This window comes from Lacrimispora sp. (assembly GCF_036758025.1).
In the GTDB taxonomy this organism is placed as follows: Bacteria; Bacillota; Clostridia; order Lachnospirales; family Lachnospiraceae; genus Lacrimispora.
The window spans coordinates 229,211-241,627 of the sequence record NZ_DAIOXM010000001.1; the positions used below are offsets into that span (position 1 = coordinate 229,211).

The window sequence follows — 12,417 nt, forward strand, 5'->3', positions numbered from 1 at the left end:
AGAAATGTTCTTCCCTTATCTTCACTGTCTTTTTGTTTACTGCCAGGTGAGGGCTGCGTAAGCATCTAAAAGTCCGCCGCTTACCATTTTTCCTGCAAGACTGTCCATTTTTCTGCTGGAATTTAAAAGAATGTTTTTAACCTCTAACAGAGAAATGTCCTGCCTGTAAGAATAGATCATGGCAGCCACGCCGGTCACCATGGGTGCAGCCATGGAAGTGCCGCTCATAAAGCCGTAAGCATCTCCCGGAATGGTGCTTAAGATAAAACTGCCCGGCGCTGCGATATCCACACTGAGAGCGCCGAAATTGGAGTCCTTGCTTAAGCTTCCGTCAAATAGGATGTTGGCTACGGAAATCACGTTGTCGTGGGGAAGAGAGGCCGGATAAACCGGGTAAATGTCCGTATCGTATCCCAGGCCCGACACCCCGCCGTTTCCGCAGGAAACCACAAACAGCATGGAGGAGTCTCTGATGGCCTGATCCAGAGCCTCGCTGTAGGCAGTGGTCCCCATGCTTAAGTTGCAGATGGAGGCCCCCATTGCTTCGGCATAGCGTATGGCCTGGATCACCGCTTCCGGAGAGCCGGCCCCATCTTCGCCGCCTAAGGCTTTTAAGGTCATGAGCTTCACATAATTATTGTCCGTGATTCCGGCTATGCCATAGGAACCTCTGTCCGCACCAATGGTGCCTGCTGCATGGGTCCCGTGGCTGTCTTCATTGCCCACGAAAACCTGGTTGTTTCCGGAATAGAAGTTCCAGCCGTAAATGTCATCCACATATCCGTTGCCGTCATTATCAATGCCGTCGCCATCCACCTCTCCGGGATTGGTCCAAAGGGAGTTTTTAAGCTCCTGATGATGGATATCAATGCCGGTGTCAATGATGGCCACAGTAACGGACCGCTTGGTTTCCGCCTGGTCATACAGCTTCCAGGCAGGCTGTATAGCGATATCAACGCCTGTAACGGCGTGAGTCACAATGGACTTGTAATCGTCCGGTCCAGGCTTTGGGATTCCGATGCCCACTCCGGATCTTGTCTGGCTGTAGGTCTGGTCAACAGTCCGGAACTTGGCCTGCAGCTCAATGAGGCGGAATTCTCCGTCATTTTTAAGACCCCACTGATAGGTGGAAAACTCATCGGAAGGGGATAAGTTTACAAGGCCCGGGCCAATGGCCGTTGCCTGAAGGGCCTGTCCTCTGTCTGAGGAAAATACTTGAAGCGCCTTGGCCGGATCTTCCGGTCTGCTTTTTCCAAAAGCATAGCTGCCTGAAAGGGATAAGCCTCCAATCAGAACAGCAAGGGAAAGGCAGGCGGCGCGGGTTACTTTTTTCATGGTTATTTTCTCCTTAATTGGAAAGCAATGGTTTAGATTGCTCCTATTATACCATAAACCCTATGAGACGGAATGAAAAAATATATGAAAAATATTTTAATTTTTACGGTATTTCGCCGAAAGTTCCTGTTTCCAGCCAAAGACCTGGAAAATGATTTGATAAAGACTCTTTCCCTGTGATAAAATGTATAGGTAGAAAGGAGGGCCCTATGGAAGAAATACAGTTCCGAAATAAAATCGTCTGGTTTACATTCTTTTACAGTCTTTTGGTCATATGGGTCCATTCCTACAACGCAGTGCTTTTTCTGGGCAGCACAAGGCTGGGATATCAGATGGACTGGATGGAAAGGCTTTTGGGAAATACAGCATCCCAAATTGCCGTGCCCGGGTTCTTTCTGATTTCTTCTTACCTCTTTTTCCGGGGATTTACCATGGAAAAGCTCTGGGTGAAATGGAAATCCAGAATGCGCAGCGTGCTGGTTCCTTATGTGGTGTGGAATCTCCTTTACTACCTGGGATACGTGGTGGGAAGCCGGATACCCTATTTGTCCGAAGTGATTGGGAAAGGCAAGGTGCCTTTTACCCTTTCAGGAGCCTGGGATGCTGTTCTCAATTATACTTATAATTATGTGTTCTGGTATTTGCATCAGTTGATTCTGCTGATCCTCCTGGCCCCCCTCATCTATATGATGATGAAAACCTGGCAGCTTGGGTGCCTGTTTTTGGGAGTGATTTTTGCAGTTATTTATATGGGAGGATTTCTGCCGTTTTTAAACCTGGATGCCCTGCTCTATTATTCCTTCGGAGCCTTTTCTGCCATTCATGGGAAGAAGATAGCAGAAGGGAAGTGGAACAGAGGCCGGTTTTACGCAGGCGCCGCCCTTCTTGCAGCGGCAATCTTTTTATACAGGTTTGATTTTCCGGGAAGTTTAAAGGGAGAAATGGCGGCATCTGCTGTGTGCTTTCGCCTTCTCACACCCACGGGTCTATGGCTCCTCGCTCCGGAAGGGCTTCTTATGGAAGCTAAGGACTGGATGAAACAGAACTTCTTTCTGTATGCAGCTCACTTTGCTATTGTGAGACTGGTTAACAAAACGGGAGCATTGCTGCTCCCGTCTGTTCCGGCCATTCCCTTTTTGCTGTTTCTTTTTATGCCGGTCTTATGTGTGATTTTAAGCTACCAGGCAGGGCGGCTGTTGCGGTGGCTTTTGCCGCCCTTATGGCAGGTGGTAAACGGAGGCCGCTAAAGCTTTAAGACTCTGCCCACCATCTGCCCGATGCCCCGCAGGGGAGGATAAGGCCTGTGTTTGTAACAGGAAGGCCTACCTCCTGTGCCTGGACGGTACCGCCGAATTTCTTTCCTACTTCAATGGAAATCATATAGGACAATACGGAGGGAGCCAGGCCGGTGGTATAGGAATTAATGAGGAAAAATAAAGGCTCAGGAGATAGAAGCTGGGCACATAAGCTGACAAAGGGGTAAATGGAATCTTCGATCTTCCAGATTTCACCTTTTGGCCCTCTGCCATAAGAAGGCGGGTCCATGATGATGGCATCATAACGGCTGCCTCTGCGGATTTCTCTTTCCACGAACTTTACACAGTCATCAACGATCCAGCGGATGGGAGCAGATTCCAGATTGGAGGAACGGGCGTTTTCCTTGGCCCAGCCTACCATTCCCTTGGAAGCGTCCACGTGGGTGACATTGGCTCCCGCCTTTGCTGCGGCCAATGTGGCTCCTCCAGTGTAGGCAAAGAGATTAAGAACCTTGATAGGCCTTCCTGCCTTCTTTATCTTTTCACTGAACCAGTCCCAGTTTGCCGCCTGCTCCGGGAAGATTCCGGTGTGCTTAAAGCTGAAGGGCTTTAACTGGAAAGTCAGTTCCTTATAGTTGATGCTCCACTGCTCCGGAAGGCTGAAAAATTCCCATTCTCCCCCTCCCTTGACGCTTCGGTGATAATGGCCGTTCATCTTTTTCCAGCCTGCTTCTGTCTTGGGAGTGGACCAGATAACCTGGGGATCAGGACGCACAAGGATGTATTTCCCCCAGCGCTCCAGTTTTTCTCCTTCTGAACAATCTATTACTTCATAATCTTTCCAGTTGTCTGCAATCCACATATGGTGTTGTCCTTTCCTTTGCTTCCTGTCAGCTTGTCCGCTTATGGGGCGGGGCTGATTGAACTTCCTCAATTATACTGGATAGAGGGGGGAGCGTCAAGAAATTGCTCATAAACAATTCTGCCCCGTTTTTCAAAAAATCACGCCTTGTCTATGTGTCCTATATAATATAGTATAATTCTAAGTGACGAGGTGTGAAGCTATGTGTTTTCGTATAGGATTTTCTGCCGGTACCTGCGGCTGTAATTATTGGTGCAATTGGGGAATTAACGCAGGGGGCTGCTACAGGCAGTGCAACCGGGGATGCTGCCGGTGCAGAAGGAATTGCTGCTGCTGCCGCCGGTGTAACTGGTAATAATAAATGAAAGCGGGTGCGGTTTACAGCGCCCGCTTTATTAATAGAAGAAAAAAGCCGTATCCATAACAGGGAGAAATAATTTCGTAATATAATCGAAAGATTAAAACAGTTGAATAATTGGAAAATAATTGCTAAAATAAAGAAAGACAAAAGGAAATCCCTGTAAGGAGTGAAGGAATGAAAAGAAAAGGTCTCATTGTGCTGGCTGTCGCCGCCATGCTGGCTATGGGTACTGCATCAATAGATGCCCAGGCCGCGGAAGGCTGGGCTCAGTCGGGAAATACCTGGGTTTATTATGATGCAGACGGAAGTAAAGTCACCAATGTCTGGAAAAAGGGTGCGGACAACCTTTGGCGCTATTTAAACAGCTATGGTGAGATGGCGGTAAACAGTTGGGTAGAAAATACATATTATACGGACTCCAACGGTATTCTGGTGACTGACAAGTGGATGAAGTTCCAGGATTCAGGAAACGGCCAGCTTAAATGGTATTATTTCGGAAGCAGCGGAAAGGCTGTCATGGACAACTGGTCCAAAATTAACAATAAGTGGTATTATTTTGATTCCAACGGCGAGATGCAGACGGGCTGGGTACTGGATGATATGTATTACTGCAGTACAGATGGCGCCATGCGCACAGGCTGGCAGAAGCTTTTTTCACCGGACAGCGATTATGACCCGGACAAAATTGCCCCCGGAGACACTGACGATGGAAAGTTCTGGTATTATTTTGGCGAGAGCGGAAAGAAGTACGTTCCAAAGAACATGTCCGGCGATTTTGCAACCTATAAGATTGACGGAATCTCTTACTGCTTTGATTCAGAAGGCGCTCTTCAGACCGGCTGGAAGAATGTAGGCATTGACAATGCGGATTATGAGATTCAAAATTATAAGTATTATGACAACAACGGAAAGCTGAGAGTGGGCTGGTATTCTGTAGAACCTCCCCATGACGTGTCCGGCTATGAAGAAAATGTAGAGTGGTTTTATTTTTCCAACTCCGGTGTTCCAAAGACCGGCCCTAAGGAGGGAGAAGCCAGCACCCAGCATTTGACAAGGATCAGTGATAAGACATATTTGTTCAACGATCTTGGAAATCCTGTATACGGACTCCAGAAGGTGAAGATCGGAAACGGCTCCGAGTTTACGGCTTATTATTTTGGAGACAAGAAGACCAGTTCCATGCAAAAGGGCAAGATCAAAGTGACCGAAGGAGACGGCAGCGAAGAAACTTATTACTTCAGCGACAGCGGCCGTGGCTATACAGGTGTTAAGGATGGCTACCTATATTATATGGGTAAGCTTCAGAGAGCTGAGGAGGGCAGCAAATACGAAGTCATTGCCATTCCCACAGGAAGCACCACCACCGACTACGTAGTCAACTCCTCCGGAAAAGTGGCAAAGGGAACGACTGTAAAGAATGCGGAAGGCGTAAAGTATAAAACCGGAAGCAACGGAAACCTGTTAAAGGTGGACGATGAAACCCCGTCAGGGGAGGGCAGATCTCCAGTGGAGCCTGTCTGGGAGTAAAAAAAGACCAATGGCGTGAGATTTGAGAAAATCAAATTTTACGCCATTATTTTTGAAAAAAGTGCTTGCAATGTAAAAGAAAGTATGATATTATATCAAGGCTGTGGCATGATAGCTGTGAAGCGTGAGGTTGCTGCTTGTAAAAGCAGGTTTTCCGCGGAGCGAATGTCAAGTTAGGAAACTGGCGACAAGTCACTGTACAACTTAATGTTCTGTTTATTTATACAAACGGATAGTAGTGTGTGGTTCCGTAGGACACACACGGGAATGTGTACAGTCACCGCTTGTCGTACTTCTATTATAAGTGCGAAAAGGAGGCGACTTTTTTTATGGCAAGTCAAGTAATGAGAATCACATTAAAAGCGTATGATCATCAGCTGATCGATCAGTCTGCAGGCAAGATCATCGACACTGTAAAAAAGACAGGATCAAAAGTGAGCGGACCGGTGCCGTTACCAACCAAGAAGGAAATAGTAACCATCTTAAGGGCGGTTCACAAGTACAAAGATTCCAGAGAGCAGTTCGAGCAGAGAACGCATAAGAGACTCATTGATATCATTACACCAAGTCAGAAGACAGTTGATGCATTATCCAGACTGGAAATGCCGGCAGGTGTGTACATCGATATCAAGATGAAGAACAAATAATCTTCATCACCAATGAATCAAGGTAATATCCTGAAGGGTTTAAATATAGAAGCAACACGTTTCCTGTAAGGAATCAACATCTCCATAAACGGCGAATGGTGATTGCAGGGCAATCATGATGCTGCCGGAAAAACGGAGTCATAGTGTTCCACATATATTGGACTGTTCTAGGATGATTGCGAAAGCAATCCGCTGTAGAATTAACAAACAGGAGGTAAAAACATGAAGAAGGGTATATTAGCTACCAAAGTCGGAATGACACAGATCTTCGATGAAAACGGAGTATTGACTCCAGTAACAGTTCTTCAGGCAGGTCCCTGTGTAGTAACACAGATCAAGACTGTTGAGAACGATGGTTACAGTGCAGTGCAGGTAGGTTTTGTAGATAAGAGAGAAAAACTTGTCAGCAAGCCAATCAAGGGCCATTTTGATAAGGCCGGTGTATCTTACAAGAGATACGTTAGAGAGTTTAAGCTTGAGAATGCTGATCAGTATTCTGTAAAAGATGAAATTAAAGCAGAGATCTTCGCTGCAGGCGATAAGATCGACGCAACCGCAATCTCCAAAGGTAAAGGTTTCCAGGGTGCTATTAAGAGACACGGACAGTCCAGAGGACCTATGGCTCACGGTTCCAAATTCCACCGTCATGCTGGTTCCAACGGCGCTGCTTCTGATCCCAGCAAGGTATTCAAGGGCAAGAAGATGCCAGGACAGATGGGTAACAAAAAGGTTACAATCCAGAACCTTGAAATCGTAAGGGTTGATTCTGAGAACAACCTGCTTCTGGTTAAGGGTGCTGTACCAGGACCGAAGAAGTCTTTAGTAACAATCAAGGAAACAGTAAAAGCAGCTAACTAATGCTTTTATAAGAAAGGAGGATCACACAGATGGCAAACGTATCTGTTTACAATATGGAAGGTAATGAAGTTGGCACATTAGAGTTAAGCGATGCAGTGTTCGGTGTAGATGTTAATGAGCATCTCGTACACTTGGCAGTCGTAAGCCAGCTTGCAAACAAGCGCCAGGGCACACAGAAGGCTAAGACCCGTGCTGAGGTATCCGGCGGCGGAAGAAAACCGTGGAAGCAGAAAGGAACCGGTCATGCAAGACAGGGTTCAACCAGATCTCCACAGTGGACAGGCGGCGGAGTTGTATTTGCTCCCGCACCAAGAGATTACACAATCAGACTCAACAAGAAGGAGAGAAGACTTGCTCTTAAATCCGCTCTTACCAGCAGAGTTAATGAGAATAAGTTCATCGTTGTTGATGAGTTAAAGTTTGATGAGATCAAGACAAAGAAATTCCAGACTGTATTAAATAACTTAAAGGTATCCAAGGCTCTTGTGGTTGTTGGCGACGACAGCACAAACGCAGTAATGAGCGCAAGAAACATCGCTTCCGTAAAGACTGCATTTGTTAACACAATCAACGTATACGATATCTTAAAGTACAACACAGTTGTTGCTACCAAGACTGCTGTTGCAGCAATCGAGGAGGTGTACGCATAATGGCAGATATTAAATATTACGACGTAATCCAGAGACCTGTAGTAACTGAGAAGAGCATGAATGCTATGGCAACCAAGAAGTACACATTCATCGTTCATACAGATGCTAACAAGGCTATGATCAAAGAAGCTGTTGAGAAGATGTTCCCAGGCACAAAAGTTGCCACTGTGAACACCATGAACTTAGATGGCAAGACTAAGAGAAGAGGAACGACCTACGGTAAGACCTCTAAGACAAAGAAAGCTATCGTTCAGTTGACCGCAGACAGCAAAGAAATCGAAATTTTCGAGGGACTGTAAGATTCAGTCCACCCTATGTGATGAACATTATATCACGATAATAAGATACGCCAGGAGGCGTTGAAAGGAGTTATAACAATGGGAATTAAAAAGTATAACCCATATACCCCTTCCAGGAGACATATGACCGGTTCTGATTTTACTGAAATCACAAAGTCAACACCTGAGAAGTCCTTAATCAGCAAAACTATTAAGAAGACAGCTGGCCGTAATAACCAGGGTAAGATTACCGTAAGACATCGCGGCGGCGGCGTTAAGAGAAAATATAGAATCATCGACTTCAAGAGAAACAGCAGAGACGGTATTCCGGCAACTGTTATCGGTATCGAATACGATCCTAACAGAACTGCTAACATCGCATTGATCTGCTACGCAGACGGCACAAAGGCTTATATCCTTGCTCCTGCCGGTTTAACAGACGGCATGACAGTTATGAGCGGTGATACTGCAGAAGCAAAAGTAGGAAACTGCTTACCTTTAAGCCACATTCCGGTTGGTGCTCAGGTTCATAACATTGAGCTTTACCCAGGAAAAGGCGGCCAGCTTGTTCGTTCCGCAGGAAACGGTGCACAGTTAATGGCTAAAGAAGGCAAGTATGCGACCCTTCGTTTACCTTCCGGTGAAATGAGAATGGTTCCCATCAATTGCAGAGCAACCATTGGTGTTGTTGGAAACGGCGATCACAACCTGATCAATATCGGTAAAGCAGGAAGAAAGCGTCACATGGGCTTCCGTCCAACTGTACGCGGTTCCGTTATGAACCCTAACGACCATCCACACGGTGGTGGTGAAGGTAAGACTGGTATTGGCCGTCCAGGTCCAAGTACACCATGGGGCAAACCAGCGCTTGGCTTAAAGACCAGAAAGAAAAACAAGCAGTCTAACAGATTGATCGTTAGAAGAAGAGATGGAAAGACCGTTAAATAATTGAAGGAGGTTAGAATCTATGGCTCGCTCACTTAAAAAAGGACCATTTGCAGATGCTCATTTACTGAAAAAAGTAGATGCTATGAACGCAGCAGGACAGAAGCAGGTAATTAAGACCTGGTCCCGCCGTTCTACTATCTTCCCGCAGATGGTTGGACATACAATTGCAGTTCATGATGGCAGAAAACACGTTCCGGTATATGTGACAGAAGATATGGTTGGTCACAAACTGGGTGAATTCGTTGCTACCAGAACTTACAGAGGACATGGCAAAGACGAGAAAAAGTCAGGCCGTAAGTAATAGATAAGCAGACTCCCTTGGGTATTCAACAGAATTTCCCCGGGGCGTTAAAGTTGAAAGGAGGATTCACCAATGGCTAAGGGACATAGAAGCCAGATTAAAAGAGAGAGAAATGCCCAGAAGGACACCAGACCGTCAGCAAAGTTATCCTATGCTAGAGTTTCTGTTCAGAAGGCATGCTTCGTATTAGACGCCATCAGAGGCAAAGACGTTCAGACAGCACTTGGTATTGTACTTTACAATCCCAGATATGCTTCTTCTTTAATAGAGAAGTTATTAAAATCAGCAGTTGCTAACGCTGAAAATAACAACGGTATGGACCCTGCAAAGCTTTATGTAGAAGAGTGTTTTGCAAACAAGGGACCGACAATGAAAAGAGTAAAACCGAGAGCACAGGGCCGCGCTTACAGAATCGAAAAGAGAATGAGCCACATCACCATCGTGCTTAATGAAAGATAAGGAGGCAAATAATGGGACAGAAAGTTAATCCACACGGCTTAAGAGTCGGTGTTATTAAAGACTGGGACTCAAAGTGGTATGCTGAAGCTGATTTCGCAGACAACTTAGTAGAAGATTATGCGATCAGAAAATTTCTTAAGAAGAGATTATACAGTGCTGGTATTTCTAATATCGAAATTGAAAGAGCATCTGACCGCGTTAAAATCATTATCCACACAGCTAAGCCAGGTGTTGTTATCGGCAAGGGCGGAGCTGAGATCGAGAAGTTAAAAACTGAGGTTCAGAAGCTTACAAATAAAAAGTTGTTTGTTGATATCAAAGAAATCAAGAGACCTGACAAGGATGCTCAGTTAGTAGCTGAATCCATCGCACAGCAGTTACAGAACCGTGTATCTTTCCGCCGTGCTATGAAGTCTACTATGGGACGTTCCATGAAGGCTGGCATAAAGGGTATCAAGACTGCAGTTGCAGGCCGTCTTGGCGGAGCTGATATGGCTCGTACCGAGTTCTACAGCGAAGGAACCATTCCGTTACAGACATTGAGAGCAGATATTGACTATGGTTTCGCAGAGGCAGATACAACCTTCGGCAAGATTGGTGTTAAGGTATGGATCTACAATGGCGAAGTTCTTCCAACTAAAGGAAACAAGGAAGGGAGCGATAAATAATGTTAATGCCTAAAAGAGTTAAACGTCGTAAACAGTTCCGTGGTTCCATGGCTGGTAAGGCTTTAAGAGGCAATACAATCAGCAATGGTGAGTTCGGCTTGGTTTCTACAGAACCATGCTGGATCAGATCCAACCAGATCGAGGCAGCCCGTGTTGCCATGACCCGTTACATCAAGCGTGGCGGTAAAGTCTGGATCAAGATTTTCCCGGATAAACCCGTAACAGCAAAACCAGCAGAAACCCGTATGGGTTCCGGTAAAGGCTCCCTGGAATACTGGGTAGCAGTAGTAAAGCCAGGCCGTGTATTATTTGAAATCGCTGGAGTACCTGAAGAAACAGCACGTGAAGCTTTACGTCTTGCTATGCATAAGTTACCGTGCAAGTGTAAGATTGCTGCTAAAGCAGATTTAGAAGGCGGTGAATGACAGTGAAAATGAATAAATATGTTGAAGAATTAAAAGGAAAATCAGTTACTGAGCTGAACGAAGAATTAGTAGCTGCAAAGAAAGAACTTTTCAACTTAAGATTCCAGAACGCAACCAACCAGCTTGATAACACAAGCCGGATCAAAGAGGTTCGCAAAAACATTGCCAGAATTCAGACTGTTATAACTGAGAAGGCTAGACTGGCTTAAGCTGCAGTTTTTTATAAAAGCATGACACACACGACAGAGTGTGAACTTATAGAGAGGGCCGTCCGGGCCAGAACATCGAAAGGAGAATACCGAACGTGGAAAGAAATCTTAGAAAAACCCGTACAGGTAAGGTTGTGAGTGACAAGATGGATAAGACCATCGTTGTAGCCATTGAAGACCATGTAGAACATCCTTTATACGGCAAGATCGTAAAAAGAACGTATAAATTAAAAGCTCATGATGAGAATAACGACTGCAATATGGGCGACACAGTAAAAGTAATGGAAACAAGACCGCTGTCCAAAGACAAGAGATGGAGACTTGTTGAGATTATCGAGAGAGCGAAATAATTTATTTCCAGGAAGGAGTAACAGGCATGATTCAGCAGGAAACCAGATTAAAGGTTGCTGACAATACCGGTGCAAAAGAATTACTTTGCATCCGTGTAATGGGCGGATCTACAAGAAGATATGCTAATATTGGTGATATTATCGTTGCCAGCGTAAAAGATGCAACACCTGGCGGTGTTGTGAAGAAGGGCGACGTTGTAAAAGCCGTTGTGGTACGTACTGTTAAAGGCGCACGCCGCAAAGACGGTTCTTATATCAAGTTCGATGAGAATGCTGCCGTAATTATCAAAGATGACAAGACTCCAAAAGGAACTCGTATCTTTGGACCGGTTGCCAGAGAGTTAAGAGAGAAACACTTCATGAAGATTGTTTCCTTAGCTCCGGAAGTATTATAAGGAGGTATCGGACTGTGCATAAAATTAAAAGAGACGACCTGGTAAAGGTCATCGCAGGAAAAGATAAAGATAAACAGGGCAAGGTTCTTCTGGTAGACACCAAGAACAGCAAGGTAGTAGTAGAAGGCGTTAACATGATCACAAAGCATGTAAAGCCAGGCGCAGGAAATCCACAGGGCGGCATCGTACAGAAGGAAGCTGCACTTGACATTTCCAACGTAATGCTCGTTGTAGACGGAAAAGCAACCAGAGTGGGCTTTGAAGTAAAAGACGGCAAGAAAGTCCGCGTTGCCAAGTCAACCGGTAAAGTAATTGACTAATTCGGAGAGGAGGAATAAAAATTGGCTAGATTAAAAGAAGTATACCAGACAGAAATCGCAGAAGCGATGACCAAGAAATTTGGATATAAGAACATCATGGAAGTACCGAAGCTGGAGAAGATCGTCATCAATATGGGTATTGGTGAAGCAAAGGAAAATGCCAAAATTTTAGACTCTGCTGTAAGAGATATGGAAATCATCTCCGGACAGAAGGCGGTTCTTACCAAGGCTAAAAAATCAATTGCTAACTTCAAGCTTAGAGAAGGTATGGCAATCGGCTGTAAAGTTACACTTCGCGGCGAGAGAATGTATGAATTTGCAGATCGTCTGATCAACTTGGCACTTCCCCGTGTACGTGACTTCAGAGGTGTGAATCCTAACGCATTTGATGGCAGAGGAAACTTTGCTCTCGGCATCAAAGAGCAGCTTATTTTCCCTGAAATTGAGTACGATAAAGTTGACAAGGTAAGAGGTATGGACATCATTTTCGTTACTACCGCTAAGACTGACGAAGAAGCACGTGAACTTTTGACATTATTCAATATGCCATTTGCAAAATAGTAGGAGG

Annotated in this window: 18 protein-coding genes; 16 read left to right on the forward strand and 2 right to left on the reverse strand. The window is 45.3% G+C overall.

Annotation, left to right across the window (positions count from 1 at the left end; all coding sequences use genetic code 11):
• Positions 1–36 precede the first annotated feature (36 nt).
• Complete coding sequence (locus tag V7M78_RS00980) at positions 37–1,335, reverse strand: S8 family peptidase (protein WP_333645584.1); 1,299 nt, start codon at positions 1,333–1,335, stop codon at positions 37–39.
• Positions 1,336–1,544: 209 nt separating this feature from the next.
• Between V7M78_RS00980 and V7M78_RS00985 the strand changes: the two genes are divergently transcribed.
• Positions 1,545–2,582: an acyltransferase family protein gene (locus V7M78_RS00985; RefSeq protein WP_333645585.1), complete on the forward strand. Its 1,038-nt coding sequence runs from the start codon at positions 1,545–1,547 to the stop codon at positions 2,580–2,582.
• A 4-nt stretch (positions 2,583–2,586) separates the two neighbouring features.
• Here V7M78_RS00985 and V7M78_RS00990 read toward each other — a convergent pair whose 3' ends face one another.
• Positions 2,587–3,453 carry a class I SAM-dependent methyltransferase gene (locus V7M78_RS00990; protein WP_333645586.1) on the reverse strand — a complete coding sequence of 289 codons (867 nt, stop codon included), beginning with the start codon at positions 3,451–3,453 and terminating at the stop codon, positions 2,587–2,589.
• Positions 3,454–3,988: 535 nt separating this feature from the next.
• Between V7M78_RS00990 and V7M78_RS00995 the strand changes: the two genes are divergently transcribed.
• The 15 genes from V7M78_RS00995 (at position 3,989) to rplE (ending at position 12,410) form a co-directional block, all read left to right on the forward strand.
• On the forward strand, positions 3,989–5,341 hold the full coding sequence (locus tag V7M78_RS00995) for a cell wall-binding protein (protein WP_333645587.1): 1,353 nt from the start codon (positions 3,989–3,991) through the stop codon (positions 5,339–5,341).
• A 329-nt stretch (positions 5,342–5,670) separates the two neighbouring features.
• Entirely contained in the window at positions 5,671–5,988 is a 318-nt protein-coding gene (gene rpsJ, locus V7M78_RS01000) for a 30S ribosomal protein S10 (protein WP_333645588.1), read from the forward strand.
• 222 nt (positions 5,989–6,210) lie between these two features.
• On the forward strand, positions 6,211–6,846 hold the full coding sequence (gene rplC / locus V7M78_RS01005; RefSeq protein WP_333645589.1) for a 50S ribosomal protein L3: 636 nt from the start codon (positions 6,211–6,213) through the stop codon (positions 6,844–6,846).
• Positions 6,847–6,875: 29 nt separating this feature from the next.
• Positions 6,876–7,496: a 50S ribosomal protein L4 gene (gene rplD, locus V7M78_RS01010; RefSeq protein WP_333645590.1), complete on the forward strand. Its 621-nt coding sequence runs from the start codon at positions 6,876–6,878 to the stop codon at positions 7,494–7,496.
• A complete protein-coding gene (rplW, locus tag V7M78_RS01015; protein WP_333645591.1) occupies positions 7,496–7,795 on the forward strand; it encodes a 50S ribosomal protein L23 in 300 nt (99 codons plus the stop codon). The genes rplD and rplW overlap by 1 nt, the downstream gene beginning before the upstream one ends.
• A 78-nt stretch (positions 7,796–7,873) precedes the next feature.
• On the forward strand, positions 7,874–8,722 hold the full coding sequence (gene rplB, locus V7M78_RS01020) for a 50S ribosomal protein L2 (RefSeq protein ID WP_333645592.1): 849 nt from the start codon (positions 7,874–7,876) through the stop codon (positions 8,720–8,722).
• A gap of 19 nt (positions 8,723–8,741) precedes the next feature.
• A complete protein-coding gene (gene rpsS / locus V7M78_RS01025; protein WP_024834874.1) occupies positions 8,742–9,023 on the forward strand; it encodes a 30S ribosomal protein S19 in 282 nt (93 codons plus the stop codon).
• Positions 9,024–9,095: 72 nt separating this feature from the next.
• On the forward strand, positions 9,096–9,482 hold the full coding sequence (rplV, locus tag V7M78_RS01030) for a 50S ribosomal protein L22 (protein WP_333645593.1): 387 nt from the start codon (positions 9,096–9,098) through the stop codon (positions 9,480–9,482).
• 11 nt (positions 9,483–9,493) lie between these two features.
• Positions 9,494–10,150 carry a 30S ribosomal protein S3 gene (gene rpsC, locus V7M78_RS01035; RefSeq protein WP_333645594.1) on the forward strand — a complete coding sequence of 219 codons (657 nt, stop codon included), beginning with the start codon at positions 9,494–9,496 and terminating at the stop codon, positions 10,148–10,150.
• The gene (rplP, locus tag V7M78_RS01040) at positions 10,150–10,575 is read left to right on the forward strand and encodes a 50S ribosomal protein L16 (RefSeq protein ID WP_333645595.1); all 426 of its coding nucleotides are present in this window, start codon (positions 10,150–10,152) and stop codon (positions 10,573–10,575) included. The genes rpsC and rplP overlap by 1 nt, the downstream gene beginning before the upstream one ends.
• Positions 10,576–10,577: 2 nt before the next feature.
• A complete protein-coding gene (gene rpmC, locus V7M78_RS01045; protein WP_333646037.1) occupies positions 10,578–10,784 on the forward strand; it encodes a 50S ribosomal protein L29 in 207 nt (68 codons plus the stop codon).
• A 95-nt stretch (positions 10,785–10,879) separates the two neighbouring features.
• On the forward strand, positions 10,880–11,134 hold the full coding sequence (gene rpsQ, locus V7M78_RS01050) for a 30S ribosomal protein S17 (protein WP_333645596.1): 255 nt from the start codon (positions 10,880–10,882) through the stop codon (positions 11,132–11,134).
• Between the two features lie 26 nt (positions 11,135–11,160).
• On the forward strand, positions 11,161–11,529 hold the full coding sequence (rplN, locus tag V7M78_RS01055) for a 50S ribosomal protein L14 (protein WP_333645597.1): 369 nt from the start codon (positions 11,161–11,163) through the stop codon (positions 11,527–11,529).
• A gap of 14 nt (positions 11,530–11,543) precedes the next feature.
• A complete protein-coding gene (gene rplX / locus V7M78_RS01060) occupies positions 11,544–11,849 on the forward strand; it encodes a 50S ribosomal protein L24 (protein ID WP_333645598.1) in 306 nt (101 codons plus the stop codon).
• A 21-nt stretch (positions 11,850–11,870) separates the two neighbouring features.
• Entirely contained in the window at positions 11,871–12,410 is a 540-nt protein-coding gene (rplE, locus tag V7M78_RS01065; protein WP_333645599.1) for a 50S ribosomal protein L5, read from the forward strand.
• Positions 12,411–12,417: the final 7 nt, after the last annotated feature.

Excerpts from the sequence above, each read along its gene's own strand:
- V7M78_RS00980 (WP_333645584.1), bottom strand. The coding sequence starts at position 1,335 with ATGAAAAAAGTAACCCGCGCCGCCTGCCTTTCCCTTGCTGTTCTGATT.
- rpsC (WP_333645594.1), top strand. The coding sequence starts at position 9,494 with ATGGGACAGAAAGTTAATCCACACGGCTTAAGAGTCGGTGTTATTAAA.
- rpsJ (WP_333645588.1), top strand. The coding sequence starts at position 5,671 with ATGGCAAGTCAAGTAATGAGAATCACATTAAAAGCGTATGATCATCAG.
- V7M78_RS00995 (WP_333645587.1), top strand. The coding sequence starts at position 3,989 with ATGAAAAGAAAAGGTCTCATTGTGCTGGCTGTCGCCGCCATGCTGGCT.
- rpsS (WP_024834874.1), top strand. The coding sequence starts at position 8,742 with ATGGCTCGCTCACTTAAAAAAGGACCATTTGCAGATGCTCATTTACTG.
- rplW (WP_333645591.1), top strand. The coding sequence starts at position 7,496 with ATGGCAGATATTAAATATTACGACGTAATCCAGAGACCTGTAGTAACT.
- rplB (WP_333645592.1), top strand. The coding sequence starts at position 7,874 with ATGGGAATTAAAAAGTATAACCCATATACCCCTTCCAGGAGACATATG.
- rplV (WP_333645593.1), top strand. The coding sequence starts at position 9,096 with ATGGCTAAGGGACATAGAAGCCAGATTAAAAGAGAGAGAAATGCCCAG.
- rplN (WP_333645597.1), top strand. The coding sequence starts at position 11,161 with ATGATTCAGCAGGAAACCAGATTAAAGGTTGCTGACAATACCGGTGCA.
- V7M78_RS00985 (WP_333645585.1), top strand. The coding sequence starts at position 1,545 with ATGGAAGAAATACAGTTCCGAAATAAAATCGTCTGGTTTACATTCTTT.
- rplD (WP_333645590.1), top strand. The coding sequence starts at position 6,876 with ATGGCAAACGTATCTGTTTACAATATGGAAGGTAATGAAGTTGGCACA.
- V7M78_RS00990 (WP_333645586.1), bottom strand. The coding sequence starts at position 3,453 with ATGTGGATTGCAGACAACTGGAAAGATTATGAAGTAATAGATTGTTCA.
- rplC (WP_333645589.1), top strand. The coding sequence starts at position 6,211 with ATGAAGAAGGGTATATTAGCTACCAAAGTCGGAATGACACAGATCTTC.
- rplP (WP_333645595.1), top strand. The coding sequence starts at position 10,150 with ATGTTAATGCCTAAAAGAGTTAAACGTCGTAAACAGTTCCGTGGTTCC.